This window comes from Curtobacterium sp. MCLR17_039 (assembly GCF_003234745.1).
In the GTDB taxonomy this organism is placed as follows: domain Bacteria; phylum Actinomycetota; class Actinomycetes; order Actinomycetales; family Microbacteriaceae; genus Curtobacterium; species Curtobacterium flaccumfaciens.
This window is the reverse complement of the sequence record NZ_QKTF01000003.1, coordinates 350,913-373,270: the sequence shown is the minus strand read 5'-3', so window position 1 is coordinate 373,270 and position 22,358 is coordinate 350,913. Positions and strand designations below refer to the sequence as shown.

General features: G+C 71.2%; 22 protein-coding genes. 10 read left to right on the top strand and 12 right to left on the bottom strand.

Translation table 11 applies throughout. The features are described from left to right. Positions 1-8 precede the first annotated feature (8 nt). Entirely contained in the window at positions 9-1,151 is a 1,143-nt protein-coding gene (locus tag DEJ00_RS05585) for a glycerol dehydrogenase (RefSeq protein WP_111056653.1), read from the bottom strand. Positions 1,152-1,265: 114 nt separating this feature from the next. Here DEJ00_RS05585 and DEJ00_RS05580 point away from each other — a divergent pair, with 114 nt between their 5' ends. Continuing rightward, entirely contained in the window at positions 1,266-2,159 is an 894-nt protein-coding gene (locus tag DEJ00_RS05580; protein WP_111056652.1) for a neutral zinc metallopeptidase, read from the top strand. A gap of 77 nt (positions 2,160-2,236) precedes the next feature. Here the strand turns inward: DEJ00_RS05580 and DEJ00_RS05575 are convergent, their stop codons facing one another. Continuing rightward, the gene (locus tag DEJ00_RS05575) at positions 2,237-3,169 is read right to left on the bottom strand and encodes a thioredoxin domain-containing protein (RefSeq protein ID WP_111056651.1); all 933 of its coding nucleotides are present in this window, start codon (positions 3,167-3,169) and stop codon (positions 2,237-2,239) included. Between the two features lie 243 nt (positions 3,170-3,412). Here DEJ00_RS05575 and DEJ00_RS05570 point away from each other — a divergent pair, with 243 nt between their 5' ends. Then, entirely contained in the window at positions 3,413-4,513 is a 1,101-nt protein-coding gene (locus DEJ00_RS05570) for an ABC transporter ATP-binding protein (RefSeq protein ID WP_027466605.1), read from the top strand. Between the two features lie 84 nt (positions 4,514-4,597). Continuing rightward, positions 4,598-5,914, top strand: coding sequence for a DUF4032 domain-containing protein (locus tag DEJ00_RS05565; protein ID WP_111024143.1), 1,317 nt, complete (start codon positions 4,598-4,600; stop codon positions 5,912-5,914). Between the two features lie 438 nt (positions 5,915-6,352). Here DEJ00_RS05565 and rlmB read toward each other — a convergent pair whose 3' ends face one another. The 4 genes from rlmB to DEJ00_RS05545 are packed head-to-tail and all read right to left on the bottom strand — an operon-like array spanning position 6,353 to position 10,574. Then, positions 6,353-7,363: a 23S rRNA (guanosine(2251)-2'-O)-methyltransferase RlmB gene (rlmB, locus tag DEJ00_RS05560; protein ID WP_027466607.1), complete on the bottom strand. Its 1,011-nt coding sequence runs from the start codon at positions 7,361-7,363 to the stop codon at positions 6,353-6,355. A gap of 28 nt (positions 7,364-7,391) precedes the next feature. Beyond that, entirely contained in the window at positions 7,392-8,801 is a 1,410-nt protein-coding gene (gene cysS / locus DEJ00_RS05555; RefSeq protein WP_111056650.1) for a cysteine--tRNA ligase, read from the bottom strand. Positions 8,802-8,833: 32 nt separating this feature from the next. Further along, complete coding sequence (gene ispD, locus DEJ00_RS05550) at positions 8,834-10,075, bottom strand: 2-C-methyl-D-erythritol 4-phosphate cytidylyltransferase (RefSeq protein WP_375537589.1); 1,242 nt, start codon at positions 10,073-10,075, stop codon at positions 8,834-8,836. Positions 10,076-10,091: 16 nt separating this feature from the next. Then, positions 10,092-10,574, bottom strand: a complete 483-nt coding sequence (locus tag DEJ00_RS05545) for a CarD family transcriptional regulator (protein WP_017888066.1) — start codon at positions 10,572-10,574, stop codon at positions 10,092-10,094. Between the two features lie 141 nt (positions 10,575-10,715). On the opposite strand from DEJ00_RS05545, the gene DEJ00_RS05540 reads away from it, so the two are divergent. Beyond that, positions 10,716-11,372 carry a hypothetical protein gene (locus DEJ00_RS05540; protein WP_146247874.1) on the top strand — a complete coding sequence of 219 codons (657 nt, stop codon included), beginning with the start codon at positions 10,716-10,718 and terminating at the stop codon, positions 11,370-11,372. A 96-nt stretch (positions 11,373-11,468) separates the two neighbouring features. Here DEJ00_RS05540 and DEJ00_RS05535 read toward each other — a convergent pair whose 3' ends face one another. Together DEJ00_RS05535 and DEJ00_RS05530 are read right to left on the bottom strand one after the other, a co-directional pair. Beyond that, positions 11,469-12,149, bottom strand: a complete 681-nt coding sequence (locus DEJ00_RS05535; RefSeq protein ID WP_027466611.1) for a response regulator transcription factor — start codon at positions 12,147-12,149, stop codon at positions 11,469-11,471. Next, positions 12,146-13,312 carry a cell wall metabolism sensor histidine kinase WalK gene (locus DEJ00_RS05530; protein ID WP_027466612.1) on the bottom strand — a complete coding sequence of 389 codons (1,167 nt, stop codon included), beginning with the start codon at positions 13,310-13,312 and terminating at the stop codon, positions 12,146-12,148. The genes DEJ00_RS05535 and DEJ00_RS05530 overlap by 4 nt, the downstream gene beginning before the upstream one ends. Before the next feature lie 146 nt (positions 13,313-13,458). On the opposite strand from DEJ00_RS05530, the gene phoU reads away from it, so the two are divergent. Together phoU and DEJ00_RS05520 are read left to right on the top strand one after the other, a co-directional pair. After that, positions 13,459-14,127 carry a phosphate signaling complex protein PhoU gene (gene phoU, locus DEJ00_RS05525; RefSeq protein ID WP_027466613.1) on the top strand — a complete coding sequence of 223 codons (669 nt, stop codon included), beginning with the start codon at positions 13,459-13,461 and terminating at the stop codon, positions 14,125-14,127. Between the two features lie 69 nt (positions 14,128-14,196). Beyond that, positions 14,197-14,745, top strand: coding sequence for an AAA family ATPase (locus tag DEJ00_RS05520; protein ID WP_035809234.1), 549 nt, complete (start codon positions 14,197-14,199; stop codon positions 14,743-14,745). 93 nt (positions 14,746-14,838) lie between these two features. On the opposite strand, the gene DEJ00_RS05515 is transcribed toward DEJ00_RS05520, so the two are convergent. Further along, positions 14,839-15,585 (bottom strand): phosphoglyceromutase, encoded by a 747-nt coding sequence (locus tag DEJ00_RS05515; protein ID WP_071244006.1) that lies wholly within the window; start codon positions 15,583-15,585, stop codon positions 14,839-14,841. Between the two features lie 44 nt (positions 15,586-15,629). On the opposite strand from DEJ00_RS05515, the gene DEJ00_RS05510 reads away from it, so the two are divergent. Further along, positions 15,630-16,403 carry a class I SAM-dependent methyltransferase gene (locus DEJ00_RS05510; protein ID WP_111056647.1) on the top strand — a complete coding sequence of 258 codons (774 nt, stop codon included), beginning with the start codon at positions 15,630-15,632 and terminating at the stop codon, positions 16,401-16,403. A 96-nt stretch (positions 16,404-16,499) separates the two neighbouring features. Here the strand turns inward: DEJ00_RS05510 and DEJ00_RS05505 are convergent, their stop codons facing one another. From DEJ00_RS05505 to DEJ00_RS05495, 3 genes are all read right to left on the bottom strand, one after another. Next, positions 16,500-17,582, bottom strand: a complete 1,083-nt coding sequence (locus tag DEJ00_RS05505; RefSeq protein WP_111056646.1) for a folate-binding protein YgfZ — start codon at positions 17,580-17,582, stop codon at positions 16,500-16,502. Further along, on the bottom strand, positions 17,582-18,184 hold the full coding sequence (locus DEJ00_RS05500; protein ID WP_111056645.1) for an FABP family protein: 603 nt from the start codon (positions 18,182-18,184) through the stop codon (positions 17,582-17,584). The genes DEJ00_RS05505 and DEJ00_RS05500 overlap by 1 nt, the downstream gene beginning before the upstream one ends. Positions 18,185-18,320: 136 nt before the next feature. After that, positions 18,321-18,602 (bottom strand): hypothetical protein, encoded by a 282-nt coding sequence (locus tag DEJ00_RS05495; RefSeq protein WP_128780538.1) that lies wholly within the window; start codon positions 18,600-18,602, stop codon positions 18,321-18,323. A 173-nt stretch (positions 18,603-18,775) separates the two neighbouring features. Between DEJ00_RS05495 and DEJ00_RS05490 the strand changes: the two genes are divergently transcribed. Genes DEJ00_RS05490 through DEJ00_RS05480 form a run of 3 tightly spaced genes read left to right on the top strand, consistent with a single transcriptional unit; the run spans position 18,776 to position 22,352 of the window. After that, on the top strand, positions 18,776-19,459 hold the full coding sequence (locus DEJ00_RS05490) for a response regulator transcription factor (RefSeq protein ID WP_017888078.1): 684 nt from the start codon (positions 18,776-18,778) through the stop codon (positions 19,457-19,459). Then, positions 19,459-20,289 carry a mycothiol synthase gene (mshD, locus tag DEJ00_RS05485; RefSeq protein WP_111056644.1) on the top strand — a complete coding sequence of 277 codons (831 nt, stop codon included), beginning with the start codon at positions 19,459-19,461 and terminating at the stop codon, positions 20,287-20,289. Before DEJ00_RS05490 ends, mshD begins: the two co-directional genes overlap by 1 nt. 47 nt (positions 20,290-20,336) lie before the next feature. Next, positions 20,337-22,352, top strand: coding sequence for a serine/threonine-protein kinase (locus DEJ00_RS05480; RefSeq protein ID WP_111056643.1), 2,016 nt, complete (start codon positions 20,337-20,339; stop codon positions 22,350-22,352). The last annotated feature ends 6 nt before the right edge of the window (positions 22,353-22,358 follow it).

The following is a 22,358-nucleotide window of genomic DNA, read 5'->3' as shown; positions in this document are numbered from 1 at the left end:
CGAGACCGTCAGTGGTGCTCGTACAGCACGGGCTCCGGCAGACCGTGCTCGGCGCGGATGCTGCGTGCGATGCCCTCGATGGCGACCAGGGCGTCGACCACGAGCTCCGGCGTCACCGGGAACGGCATGTTGTGGATGGTCTCGCCCTCCACCGTCGCGGCCTCGGCCACGGCGCGCAGCACGTCACGGTCGTCGACCGTCAGGCCGATCTCGGTCAGGGTGTTCGGCAGGCCGACCTTCGTGGTGAAGACGACGAAGTCCTCGATCTCCTCGGCCGGGGCACCCTCGAGCACCAGCTGGGCGATCGTCCCGATGTTCACCTTCTGCCCGTGCGCCAGGCCGTGCGCCTGCGGAGCCGCGGTCAGCCCGTTGTGGATCGCGTGGGCGGCGGCGAGCCCACCGGACTCGAAGCCCAGGCCGGACAGCAGCGTGTTCGCCTCGACGACCTTCTCGAGCGCCGGGGTGACGACCTTGGCCTTGACGGCTTCGATGGCCTGCAGGGCGTTCTCGTGCAGGAGCTTCCACGACAGCTCGGCGAGCGCGACCCCGGTCTGGGTCTGCAGGCCGCCGGCCATGGTGTCGGCGTTGGCGCGCTTCGCGGCACGGGCCTCGACCCACGTCGCCAGCGCGTCGCCGATGCCCGCGACCAGGAACTGCACCGGCGCGTTGGCGACGAGCCTGGTGTCGATGAGCACCAGGTCCGGGTTGTGCGGGAAGAAGCGGTACTCGATGAACTCGCCCTCGGGGGTGTAGATGACGGCGAGCGCCGAGGTCGGGGCGTCGGTGGACGCGGCCGTCGGCACGCTGGCCCACCGGATGCCGGCGAGGTGCCCAGCGGCCTTCGCGGCGTCGATCGCGGAGCCACCGCCGAGCCCCACGATGACGTCGGCGTCCTTCGCGCGGATCTGCTCGACGAGCTCGTCGACGGCCTCGGGGGTGGCGAAGCGGCCGAACCCGACACGCTCCACGGCCAGGTCGGCGGATCGGAAGCTCTCGGTGACGGCGGTCTCGACGATGCCCCAGACCACGTCGTCGGCGACGATCAGGGGCCGCTTGCCGATCGGGGCGATGAACTCGCCGACGCGGGTGATCGCGTCCTTGCCCTGGACGTAGCGGGCGGGGCTCATCACGGTGCTGATGGGAGTGGCCATTGTGCGGTTCCTTCCGGTTGTACGACAGGTGTACGACGGGTGTCGGGGTGGCCGACGCCGCCGACGGTACGCGGGGCCACTGATCGGGAGGTGCTGATCGGTAGGTTCGGGACCATGACGTTCAACGACGACTCCCGACTCCGGGGCGGCAAGGTCAAGCGGCGGGGTCGCACCACGGCGATCGGCGGAGGCGCCGTGGGCGTCGGCGCCATCGTGGTGTTCCTGATCGCGCAGTTCACCGGCTTCGACCTGAGCGGGATCGTCGGCGGCGGCAACGGCCTGACGACGATCCAGCAGGAGGGCGAGTCCGCCGACGCCGCCCCCGAGTGCCGGACCGGGCGCGACGCCAACCTGCGCGTCGAGTGCCGGATGGAGGGCGCGGCCGAGTCGCTCGACGCCTACTGGACGTCCGAGGCGCGGTCGCTCGGCATCTCGTACACGTCACCGGAGTTCTTCCTGTTCCAGGACTCCACCGACACCTCGTGCGGGCAGGCCTCGGCCGCGACCGGCCCGTTCTACTGCCCGCCGGACCGTGCGGTCTTCCTGGACACCGCGTTCTACGACGACCTGCAGTCGCAGTACGGCTCGTCCGGCGGTCCGCTCGCGCAGATGTACGTCGTCGCACACGAGTGGGGCCACCACGTGCAGCAGCTGCAGGGGTCGTTCGCGAACACCGACCGCTCCGGCACGGGTGCGTCGTCGGGCAGTGTCCGCGTCGAGCTGCAGGCGGACTGCTACGCCGGAGCCTGGGTCGGCGACGCCGCCACGACGAAGGACGCGAACGGCGAGACCTTCTTCGAACCGATCACCCGCTCCCAGATCACCGACGCCCTGTCGGCGGCGAGCGCCGTGGGCGACGACAGCATCCAGGAGCGCGCGACCGGCCGCGTCGACCCGGACTCGTTCACGCACGGGTCGAGCGAGCAGCGGCAGCGCTGGTTCCTGCGGGGCTACCAGCAGGGCGCGACGAGCTGCGACACCCTGAGCATCCCGGGTTCGGCCCTCTAACCGCACCGGTGACGGACTGGAGGCCCGGTGCCAGCTGGCACCGGGCCTCCCGTCCGTGGTCAGCGCTCGTCCGGCTGTCAGCGCTTGGTCGGCGTGGCAGACGGGGTCGCGCTGGGCGTGGGCGTCGGGGTCGCGTCGGTCGCCCCGGCGGCCGTCACCACGAAGGTGCGGAAGTCGTCGTTCGTGACCGGGGAGGTCAGCTCGTAGCGCTGCCCGTTCACGAGCACGAGCGGGGTGCCGGGGAACTCCTTGAGCGTCGAGCCCGGGATCGTGCCCCCGGACACCGCCGTCGTCTGCTCGTCCACCCACTTGGCGTAGTCCTGGTCGGCGATGCAGCTCCGGACGGCGCTGCGTTCCTGCAGCCCCTGCACACCCGTGACGACGTCGGTGAGCTCGGCGTCCGTCAGGCCCGCGGTGCCCTCGTCCGGCTGCTTCGCGAAGAGCGCCTGGTTCACCGCGTAGAACTGGTTCGGGGAGTGCTCGGCCACGCAGGCGGCGGCGTTCGCGGCGCGGAGGGAGTACTTCGTGCCCTGCGAGCGGTTCGACAGGATCGCGACGGGGTGGATGTCGACCGTGGCCGCACCGGAGTCGACGAGGTCCTTGATGTAGTCGCCGTTCGCCTGCTCGAACTGGCCGCAGCCCGGGCAGAGGTAGTCGACGTACAGGGTGATCCGGACGGTGCCTGCCCCCTCGGTCGCGGCACTGCTCGGCGACGCGGAGGCCGATCCGGACGCGGACGCCGCGACGGGCTTCAGACCCTGCCCGATGGTGATCCCGCCCTGCGACATGGTCGACGGGCCCGGGCCGGCGGGCTTCACGGAGTCGACCAGCACGAGCGTGACGATCGTCGCCGCGGCGAGGAGCACGACCCCGAGCCCGATCTGCAGGCCGAGCCGGACACCACGCTGGCGTCGCTTCTGCTGGGTCCGGGCACGCTGGGCTCGCTGGCGGGCGGCTTCACGGCGCTCGTTCCGCGCGGCGCGGGCGGCACCCTCGGGGCGGTTGTTCATCGGTGCGTCGTCCTCCTGATCGGTGTCCGCTCGGCGTTCCCCTGCTCGGCGGACGGACCCGGCGATTGTAGTGGGGCGCTCTGGGAAGCCGCCGACCAAGGGGGAAAACACTGGCGCACCCGGGTGAACTCGTGTTGTATGAACCTCGACAGTCGACGGCGACTGTCCGGGGCCCGTACGGGCACACCGCTTCACTCGGATCGTCCGGCACGTACCTGCCGGTGAAGGAAGGACCGAACGCTCATGGCGTCCGTCACCTATGACAAGGCAACCCGTCTCTACCCCGGAGGCAACCGTCCCGCGGTCGACTCCCTCGACCTGGACGTCGCCGACGGCGAGTTCCTCGTCCTCGTCGGCCCCTCGGGCTGCGGCAAGTCCACCTCGCTCCGCATGCTGGCCGGCCTCGAAGAGGTCAACTCCGGTCAGATCCGCATCGGCGACCGCGACGTCACGGACGTCCCGCCGAAGGACCGCGACATCGCGATGGTGTTCCAGAACTACGCGCTGTACCCGCACATGACCGTCGCCGAGAACATGGGCTTCGCGCTCAAGATCGCCGGCGTCGGCAAGGAAGAGCGCGCCACCCGCGTGCAGGAAGCCGCCAAGCTCCTCGACCTCGAGGACTACCTCGGCCGCAAGCCGAAGGCGCTCTCCGGTGGTCAGCGTCAGCGCGTCGCGATGGGCCGTGCGATCGTCCGTCAGCCGCAGGTGTTCCTCATGGACGAGCCGCTGTCGAACCTCGACGCCAAGCTCCGCGTCCAGACCCGCACGCAGATCGCGTCGCTGCAGCGTCGTCTCGGCGTCACCACGGTCTACGTCACGCACGACCAGACCGAGGCCCTCACCATGGGTGACCGCATCGCGGTGCTCAAGGACGGCATCCTGCAGCAGGTCGGCACCCCGCGCGACCTGTACGAGAAGCCGAACAACGTGTTCGTCGCCGGCTTCATCGGTTCGCCGGCCATGAACCTGCTGCCCGCCGACGTCATCGAGGGCGGCATCAGGTTCGGCACGCTCAACCACGCGATCGACCGCGACACCCTGTCGAACGCCCGTGCCGCACAGATCACGGTCGGCATCCGCCCCGAGGACGTCATCGTCTCGCAGTCCGGCGAGGGCCTGCCCGTCACGGTCGACGTCGTCGAGGAGCTCGGCGCCGACGGCTACCTCTACGGTCACGCCGACGTGAACGGCCAGCGCGCCGACATCGTCGCCCGTGTCGACGGTCGTGCGCACCCGTCGATCGGTGACACGATCGTCATCACGCCGAAGCAGGGCCACGTCCACGCCTTCGACACCGAGTCGGGCGACCGCCTCGACGACAAGGCCGTCGTCAGCGCGTAACCAGCGCACTCCCCCGAGAGCCCGCGCCCGCCTCACAAGGGCGGACGCGGGCTCTCGGCTGTCCCCGACACCAGAGGAACCACCGTGCCCGACTCGATGTCCATCACCGCCGCCACCGTCGACCCCGGCCTGCTCGACCTGCCGTGGGACCTGCCGCTCGCCGACTGGCCCGACGACACGATCGTCGCGCTGCCGAAGGGCATCTCGCGGCACCTCGTGCGGTTCGTGCACCTGAGCGGGTACGTCGCCGCGGTGAAGGAGACCGGCGAAGAGGTCGCCCGGTCCGAGTACGAGATGCTCCGGACCCTGCAGCGCATGGACGTGCCGTGCGTGGACCCGGTCGCGGTCATCACGAACCGCGTCGACGCCGACGGTGAACCACTGCACCCCGTGCTGGTGACCCGCCACCTGCGGTTCTCCCTGCCCTACCGCGCGCTCTATTCGCAGACGCTGCGCCCCGAGACCGCCACCCGCTTGGTCGACGCCCTCGCGCTGCTGCTCGTCCGCCTGCACGTCATCGGCTTCTACTGGGGCGACGTGTCCCTGTCGAACACGCTGTTCCGTCGCGACGCCGGAGCCTTCGCCGCGTACCTGGTCGACGCCGAGACCGGCAAGCTCTACCCCGGCGGGCTGTCGAACGGCCAGCGCGAGAACGACCTCGAGGTCGCCCGCGTGAACATCGCCGGCGAACTGCTCGACCTCGAGGCCGGCGGACGACTCGACGAGAACGCCGACCCCGTCGACGTCTCGAACCGCATCGTCGCCCAGTACCGGACGCTCTGGACCGAGCTCACCGGCACCGAGCAGTTCGACATCAAGGAACGCTGGCGCATCAACGACCGCGTCGAGCGCCTGAACGAGCTCGGCTTCGACATCGAGGAGCTCTCGATCCACACGACCGAGGGCGGCTCGCAGGTCCGGATCCAGCCGAAGGTCGTCGACGCCGGGCACCACCAGCGCCGACTGCTGCGGCTCACCGGGCTCGACGCCGGCGAGAACCAGGCCCGGCGCCTGCTCAACGACCTCGACTCGTACCGTGCCCGCAACGGCCGTGACGAACTCGACGAGGAGATGGTGGCGCACGAGTGGGTCTCACGGGTCTTCGAGCCCGTCGTCCGCTCGATCCCCCGTGACCTGCGCGGCCGGCTCGAACCCGCCGAGGTGTTCCACGAGCTGCTCGAGCACCGCTGGTTCATGTCCCAGCAAGAGGAGCGTTCCGTCTCCCTGCCCGAGGCCACGACCGCCTACATCAACGACGTGCTCCGACACCGTCGCGACGAGCGCCTGCTCATCAACCCGCCGACCTCGTCGATCACCGTGCCGATCCCGGTGCTGGACGACGACGACGCCGACGAGTCCGACGAGTCCGACGACGTCGACGACTGGCGCGCCACGGTCTGAGGCGGTCTCCGCTCGGTCACGACACCCCGCCGGGTGGGCGGCGACCGGTCGCAGACCGTCGTCTGCGGCGTCGCGCAGCGACGACTCGTGACCACACGGCGGGCACCAGCCGACGTGTCCTGACCGTTCGGGGGTCGAGAACGCGACCGCCTGGAGGCCCGGCGCGGGTCCCGGAGACCGGCGCCGGCCCTCCAGACCGTCACGCCCAGCCCCGCCGGTGGTGACGTCGGACGTCGAGCGGTCACGACACCCCGCCGGACGAACGTCGACCGGTCTCGGACCGTCACCTGCGGCGTCGCGCAGCGACGACGCGTGACCGCACGGCAGCCACCAGCCGACGTGTCCTGACCCTTCGAGCCCGGCCCAGGCGGCACCGTGAGCAGGAATGGTCGCCTCCCGCTCGGGGAGGCGACCATTCCTGCTCACGAAGTGCTGTGGCTACGCGGTGCGACGGCGCCGCGCGACCTCCCACAGGGTGACGCTCGCGGCGATGCCGGCGTTCAGGGACTCGGTGGCGCTCGAGATCGGGATCGACACGATGGCGTCACAGGTCTCGGTGACCAGGCGCGACAGGCCCTTGCCCTCGGAACCGACGACGATCACGATCGGACGGTCGGCGAGCTCGAGGCCGTCGAGCTCCACGTCACCGTCGCCGTCCAGGCCGAGGACGAACAGGCCCATCGACTTGAGCGACTTCAGGGTCTGCGTGAGGTTCGGGGCCATCGCGACGGGCGTGCGTGCCGCGGCACCGGCCGAGGTCTTCCACGCCGACGCCGTCACGCCGACCGAACGACGCTGCGGCACGATGACGCCGTGTCCGCCGAAGGCCGCGGTCGAGCGGATGATCGCGCCGAGGTTGCGGGGGTCCGTGATGCCGTCGAGCGCGACGAGCAGCGGGACCTGGTCGCGCGAGAACGCCTGCTCGACGATGTCCTCGGACACGGCGTACTGGTACGCCGGCACCTTGAGGGCGACGCCCTGGTGCACGCTGTCGTGTCCGGTGATGCGGTCGAGCTCGGGACGCATGAGCTCGATGATCGGCACGCCACGGTGGTTGGCGAGCGCGAGGATCTCCTTCACGCGGTCGTCGACCTCGATGCGCGACGCGATGTAGAGCGTCGACGACGGGGTCTTCGTCCGCAGGGCCTCGAGCACGGAGTTGCGCCCGGTCACCAGCTCGGAGTCGTCGGTCTTGCGTGCCGGCGGACGGCCCGTGCGACCCTGCGGGGTGCTCGAGGAACCGTGACGACCCTTGGCCGCCTCGAAGCGGTCCTTCGCGGCCTTGCGCTTGCCGGCGGGGTGGTACGGGCGGTCCTCGGCCTTCGGGGTCGGCTTGCGACCCTCGAGCGCCTGGGCGCCCTGTCCGCCGGAACCGACCTGCTTGTTGCCCTTGCGACCGGTGCGGACGGCGCCGGGCCGACCCTTCTTGCTTCCCGAGACGTTCTTCATGCGTAGCTCCTGTTCGGCACTGCCGTGTTCAGGCGATGCTCCAGCGTGTTCCGGACGGCGTGTCCTCGATCGTGATGCCCGCGGCGGCGAGGTCGTCGCGCACGCGGTCGGCCGCGGTGAAGTCCCGCGCTGCCCTGGCGTCCGCGCGCTCCTGCACGAGGCGTTCGACGAGGGCGGCGAGCGGGCCTGCCGAGGTGTCGTGGCCGCCGCCCGACCAGTGGGCGGCTCGCGGGTCGATGCCGAGCACCTCCACCATCGCAGCCACCTGATGGTACGCGGTCCCGAGCGTTTCCGCATCGTCGGCGTCCAGGGCGGCGTTGCCGGTGCGCACGGTCTCGTGCAGCACGGCCAGGGCCTGGGGCACGGAGAGGTCGTCGTCCATGGCGTCGGCGAAGGCCTCGGGCACGGCCGGGGCGTCGGAGAGGTGGACGCCCTCGAGCCGGGTCTCGGCGCGCTCGAGGAACCCGGCGATGCGGTCGTACGCCGCCTCGGCCTCGGCCAGGGAACCCTCGTGGTGGTCGATCGACGAGCGGTAGTGGGCGGCACCGAGGAAGTAGCGGACGACGGCGGGACGAGCGGATCCGAGGAAGTCCGCAGCGAAGATCGAGTTGCCGAGCGACTTCGACATCTTCTGACCCTCGACCGTCACCAGGCCGTTGTGCAGCCAGTACGACGCGAACGGGTCCCCGGCGGCCGTGGACTGCGCCAGCTCGTTCTCGTGGTGCGGGAAGCGCAGGTCGAGCCCGCCGCCGTGGATGTCGAACGCCGGGCCGAGGTACCGACGGGACATCGCCGAGCACTCGATGTGCCAGCCCGGGCGGCCGGCGCCCCACGGGGAGTCCCAGTTGGCCGTCGACGGCTCGCCGGGCTTCGCACCCTTCCAGAGCGCGAAGTCACGGGCGTCGCGCTTGCCACGCGGGTCGGCGTCGGCGGCCTCGACCATGTCCTCGCGCCGCTGCCGGGTGAGCACCCCGTAGTCGGCCCAGCTGCCGGTGTCGAAGTAGACGTCACCCGAGCCGTCGTCGGCGGCGTAGGCGTGCCCGCGGTCGATCAGGCGCTGGATGATCTCGTGCATCTGCGGCACGCTCGCCGTGGCCCGCGGCTCGTACGTCGGGGGCAGGATGCCGAGGGCGTTGTACGCGGCGGTGAACTCGAGCTCGACCCGGTAGGCGCGGGCGAACCACTCCTCGTCCGTGCCGGCAGCCAGGTCGAGGACCTTGTCGTCGATGTCGGTGACGTTGCGCACCAGGGTCACCCGGTACCCGCGGTGGGTGAGCCACCGGCGCCAGATGTCGTAGACGAGCGCGGACCGCAGGTGCCCGATGTGCGGCGACGACTGCACCGTCGGACCACAGACGTAGACGCTCACGTGTCCGTCGACCAGGGGCACGAGGTCGACGACGGCTGCGGCGCGGGAGTCGTAGAGGCGAACGGTCACGCCTCAACCCTAATCGGCGCGGGGCCGCGGTTTCAGGAGGGACGCACGAGTGCCGTGGCGATCGCCGCGAGCCCCTCGCCACGGCCGGTGAAGCCGAGGCCGTCGGTCGTCGTGCCGGACACGGCGACGGGCGCACCGACGACCGCGGACAGGGCGTCCTGCATCTCGTCGCGGCGATGACCGATGCGCGGCCGGTTGCCGATGACCTGCACGGTGACGGACACCGGCACGAGCCCGGCATCGGCGAGCAGCGCGACCGCACCTCGGACGAAGACGTCGCCCGTGGCGCCGGCGTACTGCGGATCAGCGGTGCCGAAGCGTCCGCCGATGTCGCCGAGGCCCCCGGCGGAGAGCAGGGCGTCGCACACCGCGTGCGCCACCGCGTCGCCGTCGCTGTGCCCGGAGAGGCCGGGTTCGCCGGGGAAGTCGAGCAGGCCGACGCGGCAGGGCGAGGCGTCGTCGAAGGCGTGTACGTCGACCCCGAGCCCGAGTCGGACCGCGACGACGGCGTCGGGCGTCCCCGCACCGGCACCACCGGCCGCCTCGGTCCGCGCCCGCACGATCGACTCGGCCCGGCCGAGGTCCCACGGCGTCGTGATCTTGAAGGCGTCGGCGTCACCCGGCACGAACCGGACGGTGCCCCCGACGGCCTGGAACACCCCGGCGTCGTCCGTCTCGGACTGCGACGACACCGCGTAGGCCCGCCGCAGTGCCGCGAGCGGGAAGCCCTGCGGCGTCTGCACCCCGACGAGCGCCGCACGGTCGACGGTCTCGACGACGACGTCACCGTCGACCCGCTTCACCGTGTCCGTGACGGGGAGCGCCGGCACGACGCCCGCACCGTCACCGGCGGCGACGGCGTCGAACACCCGCGAGAACTGTGCCGCGGGCGTGAGGCACCGCGCCGCGTCGTGCACCAGCACCGTGGCGACGGAGTCCGGCAGGACGGCCAGGCCGGCCTCGACCGAACCGTGGCGATCCGTGCCTCCGGCGACGACGGCCGTGTACGCGACCGCAGCACCCGCGACCGAACCGACCACCTGCCGGCACTCGTCCAGGTGCGACGCCGGTGCGACCACGACGACGAGCGTCGGCGACGGCAAGGCGAACAGGGGTTCGAGCGCCCGCGCGAGCATGAGCGAACCGGCCACGGGCACGAACGCCTTCGCGGTCCCGATGCCGAGCCGGGTGCCGGAACCGGCCGCAACGACGACGACCGCCCGGTCCACCCCTTCGGGGAACCGTGCGGTCGTCGTTCGTGCTGTCGCGTTCAGTGCGCTGTCGTCAGGCTCAGGAAGCCAGGACCTCGTCGAGGACGGTCGATGCCTTGTCCTCGTCGGTCTTCTCGGCCAGCGCGAGCTCGGAGATCAGGATCTGCCGGGCCTTGGCGAGCATCCGCTTCTCACCCGCGGAGAGCCCGCGGTCCTGATCGCGCCGCCAGAGGTCGCGGACGACCTCGGACACCTTGATGACGTCACCGGAAGCGAGCTTCTCGAGGTTCGCCTTGTAACGGCGTGACCAGTTGGTGGGCTCTTCCGTGAACGGCGCCCGGAGGACCTCGAACACCTTGTCGAGTCCTTCCTTGCCGATCACGTCGCGGACGCCGACCAGGTCGACGTTGTCCGCCGGGACCTCGATCGTCAGGTCACCCTGCGTCACCCGCAGTTTCAGGTAGACCTTTTCCTCGCCCTTGATGACGCGAGTCTTGACTTCAGAGATGGTTGCCGCCCCGTGATGGGGGTAGACGACGGTCTCGCCGACCTCGAATTGCATGTATCAGGCTCCGTTCCCAGACATCCAGTTTACCACAGGGGCCGTTCCGGTAAGGGGACCCTCAACGCTCACCCCTCCCGGTGATCGCTAGGATGGGCGCGGGGACCGCCCGGTCCTCATCGTGACTTACGGAGGAATCTCTTGCGACCTCGGGTACTCGTGTCCGTCGCCGTTGCGGCAACCATCGCGCTCGGCGCCACCGGGTGCGAGTTCATGTCGCCGGCCCACACCGTCGACATCAAGCAGATCACCGACGGCGTGGACGTCTCGACCGGCAAGGTCGACGTGCGGAACGCCCTCCTGATCTCGGACGACGGTGAGAGCGCCCGCTTCATCGGCACGCTCGTGAACAACGACGACCAGGACGACTACACCGTCTCGATCGAGATCGGCGGCGCCACCCAGACCGTCGACGTGCCGGCGAACACCCACGTCGACCTCGCCATGGCCGCGGGTGCGGGCAGCGACGACGAGTCGAGCGTGCAAGAGGGCGACACCACGCAGGGCACCACCGCCGGTGACGCCGAGCCGATCGTGTTCGACAACGCGGACGCGAAGCCCGGTTCGCTCGTCAAGGTCTACTTCAGCTACCCCGACGCCGAGGGTGTCTCGGCGAACGTGCCGGTGCTGACGAGCTCGCAGGAGGAGTACCAGACCCTCGCGCCGAGCCCGACCCCGACGCCCACCTCGACGTCGCCGTCCGAGAGCGGCGCGCAGTCGACCGGCGAGGCCGTCCCCGGCACGCAGCCGACCGACTCGCAGACGGATTCGTCCGAGGGCGACAACGGCACCAACTGACGCCGACGGGCGCGGCTGACACCGCGCCCGGATCGTTCGCACAGGAGGCCCGGTGCGAGTCCCAGGGACTCGCACCGGGCCTCCTGTCCGTCCGCCTCAGGCCTCGATGCGGTAGCCGAGGCCGCGGACCGTCACCAGGATCTCGGGAGTCGACGGGACCCGCTCGATCTTCGAGCGGATGCGCTTGATGTGCACGTCGAGGGTCTTGGTGTCGCCGAAGTAGTCGGAACCCCACACCCGGTCGATGAGCTGCCCGCGGGTCAGCACACGGCCGGCGTTCCGGAGCAGCAGTTCGAGGAGCTCGAACTCCTTGAGCGGCATCGGGGTCTCGGACCCGTCGACCGACACCGTGTGCCGCTCGACGTCCATCCGGATGCCGCCGACCTGCAGGATCCCGCTGTCCGCCGGGTCGTCCTCGGTCCGGCGACGGAGCACGGCACGGATCCGGGCCAGGAGCTCCCGGGTCGAGTACGGCTTCGTCACGTAGTCGTCGGCGCCGAGCTCGAGCCCGACGACGATGTCCACCTCCGAGTCCTTCGCGGTCAGCATGATGATCGGCGCGTTCGACCGGGTCCGGATCTGCCGGCACACCTCGGTGCCGCTCAGGCCCGGCAGCATGAGGTCGAGGAGCACCAGGTCGGGGTTCTCCGCGTCGAACTTCGACAGCGCGGTCACGCCGTCGGCAGCGACGGAGGTCTCGTACCCCTCACGCTGCAGCAGGAACTCCAGGGGCTCGCTCAGGGCCGGCTCGTCGTCGACGATGAGGATCTTGGTCACGATGGCTGCTCTTCCAGTTGCTCTTCGAGTGCTGTGGTCAGTTCGGGATCTGCCTCGGGCAGACGGATGGTGAAGGTCGAGCCCTTGCCGGGCTGCGACCAGACGCGCACGTCACCACCGTGGTTGCTGACGACGTGCTTGACGATCGCGAGCCCGAGGCCGGTGCCCCCGGTGGCGCGCGACCGTGCGGGATCGACACGGTAGAACCGTTCGAAGACGCGGTCGAGGTCGGCCTCGGGGATGCCGACGCCCTGGTCGGTGATCGCGATCTCGACGAAGCCCTTCGACGACCGGACGCCCACACCGACGCGGGTGTTGTCCGGCGAGTACTTCACCGCGTTGGCGATGAGGTTCGACACCGCGACCTGCAGCAGCCCGCGATCGCCCATCACCCGCAGCTTCGACTTCTTGGCGCGGATGATCTCGATCGAGCGGGCGCGGGCGACGACCTCGTTCGCGTCGATCGCGGCCTGCACGATCTTGTCGATGCCGGTCTCCTCGCTGTTCTCGAGCGCGTCGACGGACTGCAGCCGGGACAGCTCGATGATGTCCTTCGTCAGCGCCCCGAGCCGCTCGGACTCGGTGATCAGCTGCGCGGCGAACTTCTTCACGTGCGCGGGGTCGTCGGCGGCGAGGACGAGGGTCTCGGACAGCAGGCCGATCGCGCCGATCGGCGTCTTCAGCTCGTGCGAGATGTTGGCGACGAAGTCGCGGCGGACCTCGTCGATGCGCCGGCTCTCGGTCAGGTCGTCGGCCGTGAGCAGGACGTACCGGTTGCCGAGCTGGGCGGCACGGAAGCTGAGGTAGCCGATGAGCTCCCCGTGGCGGCCGCGCGGCAGCTCGAGGTCCTCCGACCCCATCTCCCCGCTCTTGCGCACCCGGTCGATGAGCTCGAGCAGTTCGTGGTGCACGAGGCGTCGGCGCACGACGAGCCCCGCAGTGAGGGCCTGGGGGGATGCCGCGACGACGGTGTTCGACGGGTCGATGACGACCGCCGGGTTGTGCATCGTCGCGATGACCGCTGCGACGCCGTCCGGCAGGGTCCGCTCCGCCACGTCGGCAGCACGAGCCGTCCGCTCGGCGGTGATGATCAGCACCACGACGCCCGCGCCGAAGACCCCGCCGAGGAGCATCGACAGTGGCACGAGCCACGCGTTGTCCATGCCGCCAGTGTAGGGATGGTCATGCGGGGTTCCGGTACCGTTCACCGTCTGCGGAAGGCCAGAACGCGAAGCGTTCAGCCCCGCGTCACCGTTCGTTCACCTGGGCTGACGACACTCGTCCGGTACGCAGAGAGAGGTACTCCCCCATGCGCGAAGTCTTCCAGCAGGAACTCCAGGACGTCCAGGAGCGACTGACCGAGATCGCCGGGCTCGTCGAGTCCGCCATCACCCGAGCCACCCAGGCCTTCAGCGACTCCGACGTCGCCCTCGCCGAAGAGGTGATCGCCGACGACGAGAAGATCGACCTCGCCGCGAACAGCCTCGACGAGATCGCGATCGACATCCTCGCCCGCCAGGCCCCGGTGGCCCGCGACCTGCGCGTCGTCGTCACCGCCCTGCGCGTCAGCTCCTCGCTCGAGCGCATGGGCGACATGGCCGAGCACATCGCGCAGCTCGCCCGCCAGCGCTTCCCCGAGAAGGTCGTGCCGAAGGGCCTGCGCAGCACGTTCAAGGAGATGGGCCGGCACGACGTCGCGATGGCGCAGAAGCTCACGCGACTGCTCGCCACCGAGGACATCGCGCTGTCGGCCGAGATCCGCGACGAGGACGACGCCGTCGACGAGCTGCACGCCAGCGTCTTCGACTTCGTGCTCGGCGAGGCCTGGAAGGGCGGTCCGATCGACACCGTCGACGCCACCCTGGCCTCCCGCTACCACGAGCGCTTCGCCGACCACGCGGTCTCGATCGCCAAGAAGGTCGAGTACCTGGCGACCGGCGACTGGACCGGAGCGTCCACCTCGACCGCGGCGGTCTGACCCGGCCCGATCGGTCTGACCCGGCCCGATCGGTCTGACTCGGCCCGATCGGTCTGCGAGGATCGTGGCATGGCCCAGGTCGCGATCATCGTCAACGGCATGCCCGGTTCCGGCAAGAGCAGCATCGGCACGGCACTCGCCGAGGTGCTCGGCTGCCCGTTCCTGTCGAAGGACCGCATCAAGGAGCCCCTCGCCGACGTCGTCGGCCCGATGATCGCCTCGCGGCCGCTCGGTGGCATCGCGATGGACACGATGTGGTCCATGGCGCGGGCCGTCGAGAACGGGGTCGTCCTCGACGCCGTCTGGCTGCCGTCGCGTGACCGGGACCTCCTGGAGGCCGGACTCGCGTCCGCCGGGTCGCCTCGCGCCGTCGAGGTGTGGTGCGACACGGACCGCGCCACCGCCGAGCAGCGGCTGCGCGACCGGTACGAACCGGGCACCGTGCCGGTGCGGCACGAGGTGCACGGAGACCTGGCCGACGTGCTGGCCTTCTGGGACGAGCACGGCGACGACGCCCGGCCCGTCGGGCTGCCCGGCGTCCCGGTGATCCGGGTCGACACGACGAAGCCGTACGACGTCGGGGCCCTGGTGCAGGAGATCGCGTCGCACTTCGTCTGACCGTCACACTCCGCGTGGTCGGGTGCCGTCTGCCCGGACGCAGCGAAGGCCGCAGCCCCGTCGGGACTGCGGCCTTCGTCGTTCGCGTGGGTGCTACTTCTTGGCGCCCTGGGCGGCCACGGCGGCGGCGCCGGCTGCGGCGGCCTCGGGGTCCAGGTAGTACGCGGGCTTCGTCGGCGTGAAGTCGTCGTCGAGCTCGTACACCAGCGGGATGCCCGTCGGGATGTTCAGGCCGGCGATGTCGTCGTCGGAGATGCCGTCGAGGTGCTTCACGAGCGCACGCAGCGAGTTGCCGTGGGCCGTCACCAGCACGGTCTTGCCGGCGGCGAGGTCCTTCGTGATGTCGGACTCCCAGTACGGCAGCAGGCGGTCGATCACGAGCTTGAGCGACTCGGTGCGGGGCAGCTGGTCGCCGAGCTCGGCGTAGCGGCGGTCACCGAACTGCGACCACTCGGCGTCGTCGGCGATGGGGGGCGGCGGGACGTCGAACGAACGGCGCCACTCCATGAACTGCTGCTCGCCGTACTCGGCCAGGGTCTGGGCCTTGTCCTTGCCCTGCAGGTCGCCGTAGTGGCGCTCGTTGAGGCGCCAGTCGCGCTTCACCGGCAGCCAGGCCAGGTCGGCCTGCAGCAGCGCGATGTCCGCCGTCTGGATCGCACGGGTCAGGAGCGAGGTGTACAGGACGTCGGGGACGATGCCGGACTCGGCGATGAGGTCGCCGGCGCGCTTCGCCTCCTTCTCGCCCAGCTCGCTGAGCCGGACGTCGACCCAACCGGTGAACAGGTTCTTCTGGTTCCAGTCACTGTTGCCGTGACGGAGCAGGACGAGCGTGGAGGTCATGCCTCCGAGTCTACCGAGCGGTACCGGCCCCGTACCCTTGACGCATGCCCATCGGGAACGTGACGCGCGGGACGACCGGGTACAACCGGCTCCGCCGCGTCGACCGGTGGATCGCGACCCTGCCGGTGCTGCGCCGGACGGACGACCCGCTCGTCGCCGACGTCGGCTACGGTGCATCTCCGACCACCACCCTCGAACTGCGCGACCGGCTGGCCGCCGTCCGACCCGACGTCGAGGTGACGGGCATCGAGATCGAGCCGTCGCGGGTCGCGCTCGCGAACGCCGGGGCCCGCGACGGCGTGACGTTCCGCCTGGGGGGCTTCGAGACCCCGACGCCCGGGCAGCGCCGGCCCGCCGTCATCCGGGCCTTCAACGTGCTGCGGCAGTACGACGAGTCCGCGGTGGTCGGGTCGTGGCGGATCATGCAGGACCGGCTGCAGCCCGGCGGTGTGCTCGTCGAGGGGACCTGCAACGAGGTCGGTCGGGTGGCCTCGTGGGTGACGCTCGACGACGTCGCGCCGCAGACCTTCACGGTGTCGCTCCGGCTCGCCGGGCTCGACGTGCCTTCGATCGTCGCCGAGCGCCTGCCGAAGGCGCTGATCCACCGCAACGTGCCCGGCGAACGGGTGCACGCGTTCCTGCGGGACCTCGACCTGTCGTGGGCGGTCGCCGCACCGCTCGGCACGTACGGGCCCCGGCAGCGGTGGATCGCCACGGTGCGCGGGATGCGTGACCGCGGCTGGCCGGTGCTGCACGGTGTGACGCGCTGGCGGCTCGGTGAGCTCAGCGTCCCGTGGTCGGCCGTCGAGCCCGCCTGACGCCAGCGCGCAGGACACCGGTTCTCGCGCTCCGAACACCCGCGAACCGCGGTGCGACCGGCGAACACCGGTGTCTTGCGACCCTCAGCGCGCAGGCTAGGAGCGCCTGACGGCTCCGAGGCGGGGCAGGCGCGGGACGTTCGCCGTGGCACCGGCCTCGGGCGGGACGATGGTCTCCTGCGCCGCGGTCACCACGACGTCGTCGGCCTCGAGCCGCAGGGTCGCGGTGGGGTCGAGCGAGCGCTTGACCACGGCGAGCCCGATGGGACCGAGCTCGTGGTGGATCGCCGACGCCGAGAGCCGTCCGACGGGCTTGTCGTCGAGCAGCACCGGGGCCCCGGGGGCCGGCAGCACGCCGTCGGACCCGTCGAGGTGCAGCAGCACGGCCCGTCGCGGCGGGTGCCCGAGGTTGTGGACCTTGGCGACGGTCTCCTGCCCGCGGTAGCAGCCCTTCGACAGGTGCACGGCGGAGCGCAGCCAGTCGAGCTCGTGCGGGATCGTCCGCTCGTCCACGTCGGACAGGGTCGGGCGCCACGCGGCGATCCGCAGCGCCTCGTACGCGAGCAGCCCCGCGACGGGCACGTCCGACGCGGCGATCGCGGTCGCGGTGCCGGGGGTGACCACGGCGATGCGGAGGGTCCAGTCGGAGCCGGGATGCGCCTCCTGATCGGCGTAGCCCCACCCGCCCGGCGTGACGGCACCCCACGGGTCGACCCACTCGGCGACGGGCGGTTCCGGCAGTTCGACGGACGCGAACGGGGCGTCCGCCCCGAACCAGCCGAGGGTGACGAGGTCGGCGGAGCGGTCGGCGACCTCGACCCGGAGCATGAAGCGCATCGAGTCGAGCCACCCGGCGAGCGGCGCAGCGTCAGCGCGCTCGGTGAGCAGCCAGACCGTCGCACCGTCGTCGACGACGCGGGCCGCGTGCTCGACGCGTCCGGCCTGGTCGAGCACGAGCGTCTCGGTGCTGACGCCGGTCGGCAACCCGGTGAGCTGCTGCGAGGTGATCGAGTTGAGCCACGACAGCCGGTCCGGTCCGGTGACGGTGACGACACCGAGTCCGAGCTCGACGACGGCACGCCCCCGGGTCAGCAGGCGCTGCTCCCCGATCGGGTTGCCGAAGTGCGCGGCGACGGAGTCGGCGGCGACGAAGCCGTCACGCGCGGCAAACACCGCCATCAGTCGACCTTCGCGAGCTGCCCCGAGGCGTGCGAGGTGAGTTCGCGACCGAGCGCGGCGATGTCCCACGCCCAGAAGAGCTTGCCATCGACCAGTCCGTACAGGCGGGTCGCGGCGGAGTAGTCCTTCGCGTTCGGCGAGCGCAGCACGGCGTCGGTCGACAGGTCGATCCGGCCCTTCAGCACACGGCCGACGTAGAGCTCGTTGACGCCCGTCGGGTGGATGATCGCGGCCTCGACGTCGAAGCCGTCCGTGGTGTTGCGGAGCGCCTCGACGCTCTCGACCGTGCTGAAGGGCGTGGGCCCGTCGCCCAGGAGCATCGCGGGGCCGCGGTCGCCGGGCTCGGTGGGACGGTCGATCCGCCAGTAGCCCATCTCGGCGGCGAGCGGGGTGTGGTCGTCGTCGAGCAGCCAGGTGGTGGACGAGTAGTTCAGGTACGGCAGGCCGTCGTGGCTGAAGCTGACGCGCTGGCCGAACTCGTAGTTCCGGACCTCGTCGTCGTCACCGACCGGGTACTCGACCACACCGGTGCCCTCCCACACGCCGACCAGCCACGACAGCGGGACCAGTTCGGGGGCGAGGCCCTCGGGCAGCTCGATCAACGCTGGCCCTTGAACAGCTTCACGACGACGACCACCGAGATGAACGCGATCGCGAGCGACGCCAGGCCGAGGAGGCCGACGTAGAAGAGCTCGAGCGCAAGCAGCGAATCCATGCTCGGAGTCTACGCGGCTCGGCTCAACGCGCCAGGAGCACCACCGCGGTGACGAGGACCACGACGAACGCCCCGGACGACGCGATGCTGATCCGTTCGACCAGACCGTCCTTCGTGGCGGTGATGAGCTGCAGCACGAAGCTGACCATCACGCAGGCGACGAAGACGAGCAGCAGCCAGGCGAAGGCGTCGCGCTCGGCCACGGTCAGCACGAGCACGGCCCCGACGACCGCCAGCACCCAGACCGGCAGGACGGACGTCAGCCGCAGGCGACGCTGGTCGGTGGGGTGCACGGGCTCGGTCACGCGCTCCATCATGTCAGGGACGTGCGGAACGCACGCACCGTGCGGTGCGGTGGTCGCGCCGTGCGGTGCTCGCGCCGTGCGGTGCGGGACGACGCGCAATCCGTCCGGCCGGATGAGTCCTTCCCGAGCATCACTAGGATGTCTCCACGACGTCATCCACCTCCGGAGGTCCTGTGGCACAGCTCCTGGTACTCACCTCGACCGCGCCCGGAGACGTCCTGCCGAGCCTGGGCCTCCTGAGCCACCGGATCCGCCACGTGCCGGCCGAGGCCGCACAGCTGGTCAACGCCCCGCAGAGCGACCTGATGTTCGTGGACGCCCGCACCGACCTGGTCAGCGCGAAGGCCCTGTGCAAGATCCTCGCCTCGTCGGGGTCGACCACGCCGATCGTGCTCGTCGTCACCGAGGGCGGGCTGACCGCCGTGAACAGCGACTGGAACGTCGACGACGTCGTGCTCGAGAGCGCCGGCCCGGCCGAGATCGACGCCCGCATCCGGCTGTCGGCCGGTCGTGCGGCGAAGGGCCAGACGAGCTCGAAGATCCAGGCGTCCGGTGTCGTCATCGACGAGGCCAGCTACTCCGCCAAGGTGCGCGGCCGGCCGCTCGACCTGACGTTCAAGGAGTTCGAGCTCCTGCGCTTCTTCGCCACCCACCCGTCACGTGTCTTCACCCGCGAGCAGCTGCTCAGCGAGGTCTGGGGCTACGACTACTTCGGTGGCACCCGCACGGTCGACGTGCACGTCCGACGGCTGCGCGCCAAGCTCGGCGACCTCGAGTCGCTCATCGGCACCGTCCGCAACGTCGGGTACCGCTTCAACGTCTACGACGACGAGGCCGAGCGCCTGATGGGGCAGTAGTGCTCCCCGATCTCGGCAGCTTCGTCGCCCCCGGCGAGGCTCCCCCGTTCTCCGACCAGACCCTGGTCGACGTCCGCGCGGGGCGCGCGACCGTCCTGACCGTCGACCACGGGGTCGCGGTGGTCCGTGACGGCGAGCTGGAACTCGTCGTCACCCAGGAGGCCCGTGGCCGGGGCATCGGCACGGCCCTGGTTTCGCAGGCACTCGCGCTGGGCGGCGGAGCCGCTCCCCGGCTCGCGTGGGCGCACGGGGACCACCCGGCAGCACGGGCGCTGGCCGACCGGTTCGGCTGGCGCGCGGTCCGCACGCTGCTGCAGCTCCGGGCGCCCGTCGCCGACTCCGATGTGGACGTCGCCGCCGACGTCGAGCTGCCCGACGGCTACTCGCTGTCGGCGTTCCGCCCCGGCACCGACGACGAGACCGACTGGCTCGCGTTGAACGCCGCCGCCTTCGCCCACCACCCCGAGCAGGGTCGGATGACGCTCGACGACCTGCACGCACGCGAGGCCGACGACTGGTTCGCAGGCGAGGACCTGCTGCTGCTCCGCGACGCCTCCGGGCAGCTCGCGGGCTCGTGCTGGCTCAAGGTCGAGGACGGCATCGGCGAGTTCTACGCCGTCGCCGTGCGGCCCGACCTGCAGGGGCAGCGACTCGGCGGTGTGCTCATGCGTGCGGGCACCGCTCGGCTGCGCGGCCGCGGCCTGACCGCCGCCGCACTGTACGTCGAGGGGGACAACGAGCCGGCGCTGGCGCTGTACCGGCGGTCGGGGTTCACGCAGCACGCGATCGACGTGCAGTACGCGGCGCCGGAGCAGGCTGCCGGCCGGTAACATTGCGTGGTCGGCGAGGGGTCGGCCATCGGGGGATCGGGGAACGCGTGGCGCAGGACCGTCAAGGGCAGTACGGCCAGGGCGAACCGCTCGGTGCGTCCTACCGACTGGTCGAGCTCCTCGGGACCGGCGCCACCGGAGAGGTCTGGCGGGTCGAGCACTCCGCGACCGGCGAGGCCTTCGCGGCCAAGCTCCTGCGTGCCGAGCTCGCCGCCGACCCGCAGATCGTCGAGCGCTTCGTCCGCGAACGCTCGGTGCTCCTCGCCCTGCAGCACCCGTCCATCGTGCGCGTCCGCGACCTGGTCGTCGAGGGCGACCGGCTCGCGATCGTCATGGACCTGGTGCCGGGTGGGTCTGCCCGCGACCTGCTCGCGTCGAACGGTCCGCTCCTCCCGCGGGACGCCCTGACGATCACCGCCGAGACCCTCGACGCACTCACCGCGGCGCACGAGCAGGACGTCACCCACCGTGACGTGAAGCCCGACAACGTCCTGCTCCAGACCGCGTGGGTCCCCGGTGCGACCGGTGCCGTCCGGGTCACCGACTTCGGGATCGCGTCGGTCGTCGCCGAACGCGAACGCACGACCACCGGGCTCCTCGGCACGCCGCAGTACATGGCACCCGAGTCGATCAGTCACGGACGCTCGGGTCCGGCCGCCGACGTCTACGGTGCCGGGGTCATGCTCTACGAGCTGCTGTCCGGTCGCACACCGTTCGCCGGACCGGGCACGGACTTCGCCGTGGCGTACCGCCACGTCACCTCGAACCCGCCCCCGCTCGACGTGCCCGACGCCCTGTGGGCCGCGGTGTCCGCCCTGCTCGCGAAGGACCCGAACGCCCGGCCGTCGGCGACCGACGCGGCGGGGACCCTCCGTCGGCTCGCACGGTCCCTCGCCTCGGCACCCGCACTGGTCGCCTCCAGCGACCCGGACTCGTTCGACGAGGTCGAGCGTCCGGCGACCGTCGTCCGTGGGGTCCGTCCCGACGACGCGACGGGATCCCGGACCACCGCCAGCGGGGACGACGCCGCGGTCGTCGGGCCGGCCCCGGAGCTCGGCCCCGCCGGGTCGCAGACCGTCATCCGGCCGATGGCGCGGCAGCCACTGCCCGCCTCACCGGCCACTGAGCCCGAACCGACGCGTCGGTTCGCCCGCCCCGAGTGGCTGACCGACCGTGCACTCCTGTTCGGGGGCATCGGCGTCGTGCTCGTCGCCGCGCTGGTCGTCGGTGGCGTCGTGTGGCTGCCAGGGGCCCTCCGGAAGACGCCGGGCACCGGTACCGCGACCGCACAGGCCGCCAACGCCTACCAGCAGGACCGGCCACTGCCCACCGGGCTGGCGACCACACGGCGCGCCACCATCGACCCGGCGAAGGGCACCGTGGACCTGCGCGTCACGTACGCGGCGCAGGCAGCCACCCTCAGCGGACCGTTCCTCGAGGTGCTGCCCGGTGCCCGCTCGGGAGCCTCCTGCCCCGCGGTCACCTGGTCCGGCGAGGGCATCACCGCGAAGCGCAACCAGCCGTCACTGACCGGCGTGGACACCGCGTGCGCGTGGAGCCTGTCCGGCGTCGAGGTCCCGGCTGGCGGAGACGTCACCGTAGAGGCCTCGGTGCCACTCGCCGTCGAGGACGGTGCAGCCCTGCAGACCTGGCTCGACGGCGTCGGAGAGGCGACGACCGCAGCCGTGACCGACGACGCCGTGCGCGGGACGGCCTACCCCGTCCAGCGGCTGCAGGGTGTCGAGGTCCGGACGCCCGACCGGACGGTCAGCCAGACGGCGCTGCCGGTGACCCTGGTGCCGGTCTGGCCGAACGGTGCCGACGAGCTCAACCCGCTGTACCGCAGTCCGAGCAGCGGGCGCCCGTCGCAGATGCTCGTCGACGTGGCCGGCGGGGAGTCCGGCGTACGGTTCGCCGACGGCTGCTCGGGCGCGTTGGCCGTGTCGTCCGACGGGCTCGTGGTCACCGCACTGTCCGTCGCCCCGTCGTGCACCGTCCGGGCGACGGTGGGGAACTTCACGAACCTCGAGAGCTCGCCCTTCGGGATCACGACGCGCGACTGATTGCGT

Coding starts and splice junctions, on each gene's coding strand:
- DEJ00_RS05585 (WP_111056653.1), bottom strand. CDS start 1,151: ATGGCCACTCCCATCAGCACCGTGATGAGCCCCGCCCGCTACGTCCAG.
- DEJ00_RS05545 (WP_017888066.1), bottom strand. CDS start 10,574: ATGCAATTCGAGGTCGGCGAGACCGTCGTCTACCCCCATCACGGGGCG.
- rlmB (WP_027466607.1), bottom strand. CDS start 7,363: ATGAAGAACGTCTCGGGAAGCAAGAAGGGTCGGCCCGGCGCCGTCCGC.
- DEJ00_RS05530 (WP_027466612.1), bottom strand. CDS start 13,312: ATGGACAACGCGTGGCTCGTGCCACTGTCGATGCTCCTCGGCGGGGTC.
- DEJ00_RS05510 (WP_111056647.1), top strand. CDS start 15,630: ATGCCCATCGGGAACGTGACGCGCGGGACGACCGGGTACAACCGGCTC.
- DEJ00_RS05575 (WP_111056651.1), bottom strand. CDS start 3,169: ATGAACAACCGCCCCGAGGGTGCCGCCCGCGCCGCGCGGAACGAGCGC.
- DEJ00_RS05570 (WP_027466605.1), top strand. CDS start 3,413: ATGGCGTCCGTCACCTATGACAAGGCAACCCGTCTCTACCCCGGAGGC.
- DEJ00_RS05580 (WP_111056652.1), top strand. CDS start 1,266: ATGACGTTCAACGACGACTCCCGACTCCGGGGCGGCAAGGTCAAGCGG.
- DEJ00_RS05505 (WP_111056646.1), bottom strand. CDS start 17,582: ATGGCGGTGTTTGCCGCGCGTGACGGCTTCGTCGCCGCCGACTCCGTC.
- DEJ00_RS05515 (WP_071244006.1), bottom strand. CDS start 15,585: ATGACCTCCACGCTCGTCCTGCTCCGTCACGGCAACAGTGACTGGAAC.
- DEJ00_RS05520 (WP_035809234.1), top strand. CDS start 14,197: ATGGCCCAGGTCGCGATCATCGTCAACGGCATGCCCGGTTCCGGCAAG.
- phoU (WP_027466613.1), top strand. CDS start 13,459: ATGCGCGAAGTCTTCCAGCAGGAACTCCAGGACGTCCAGGAGCGACTG.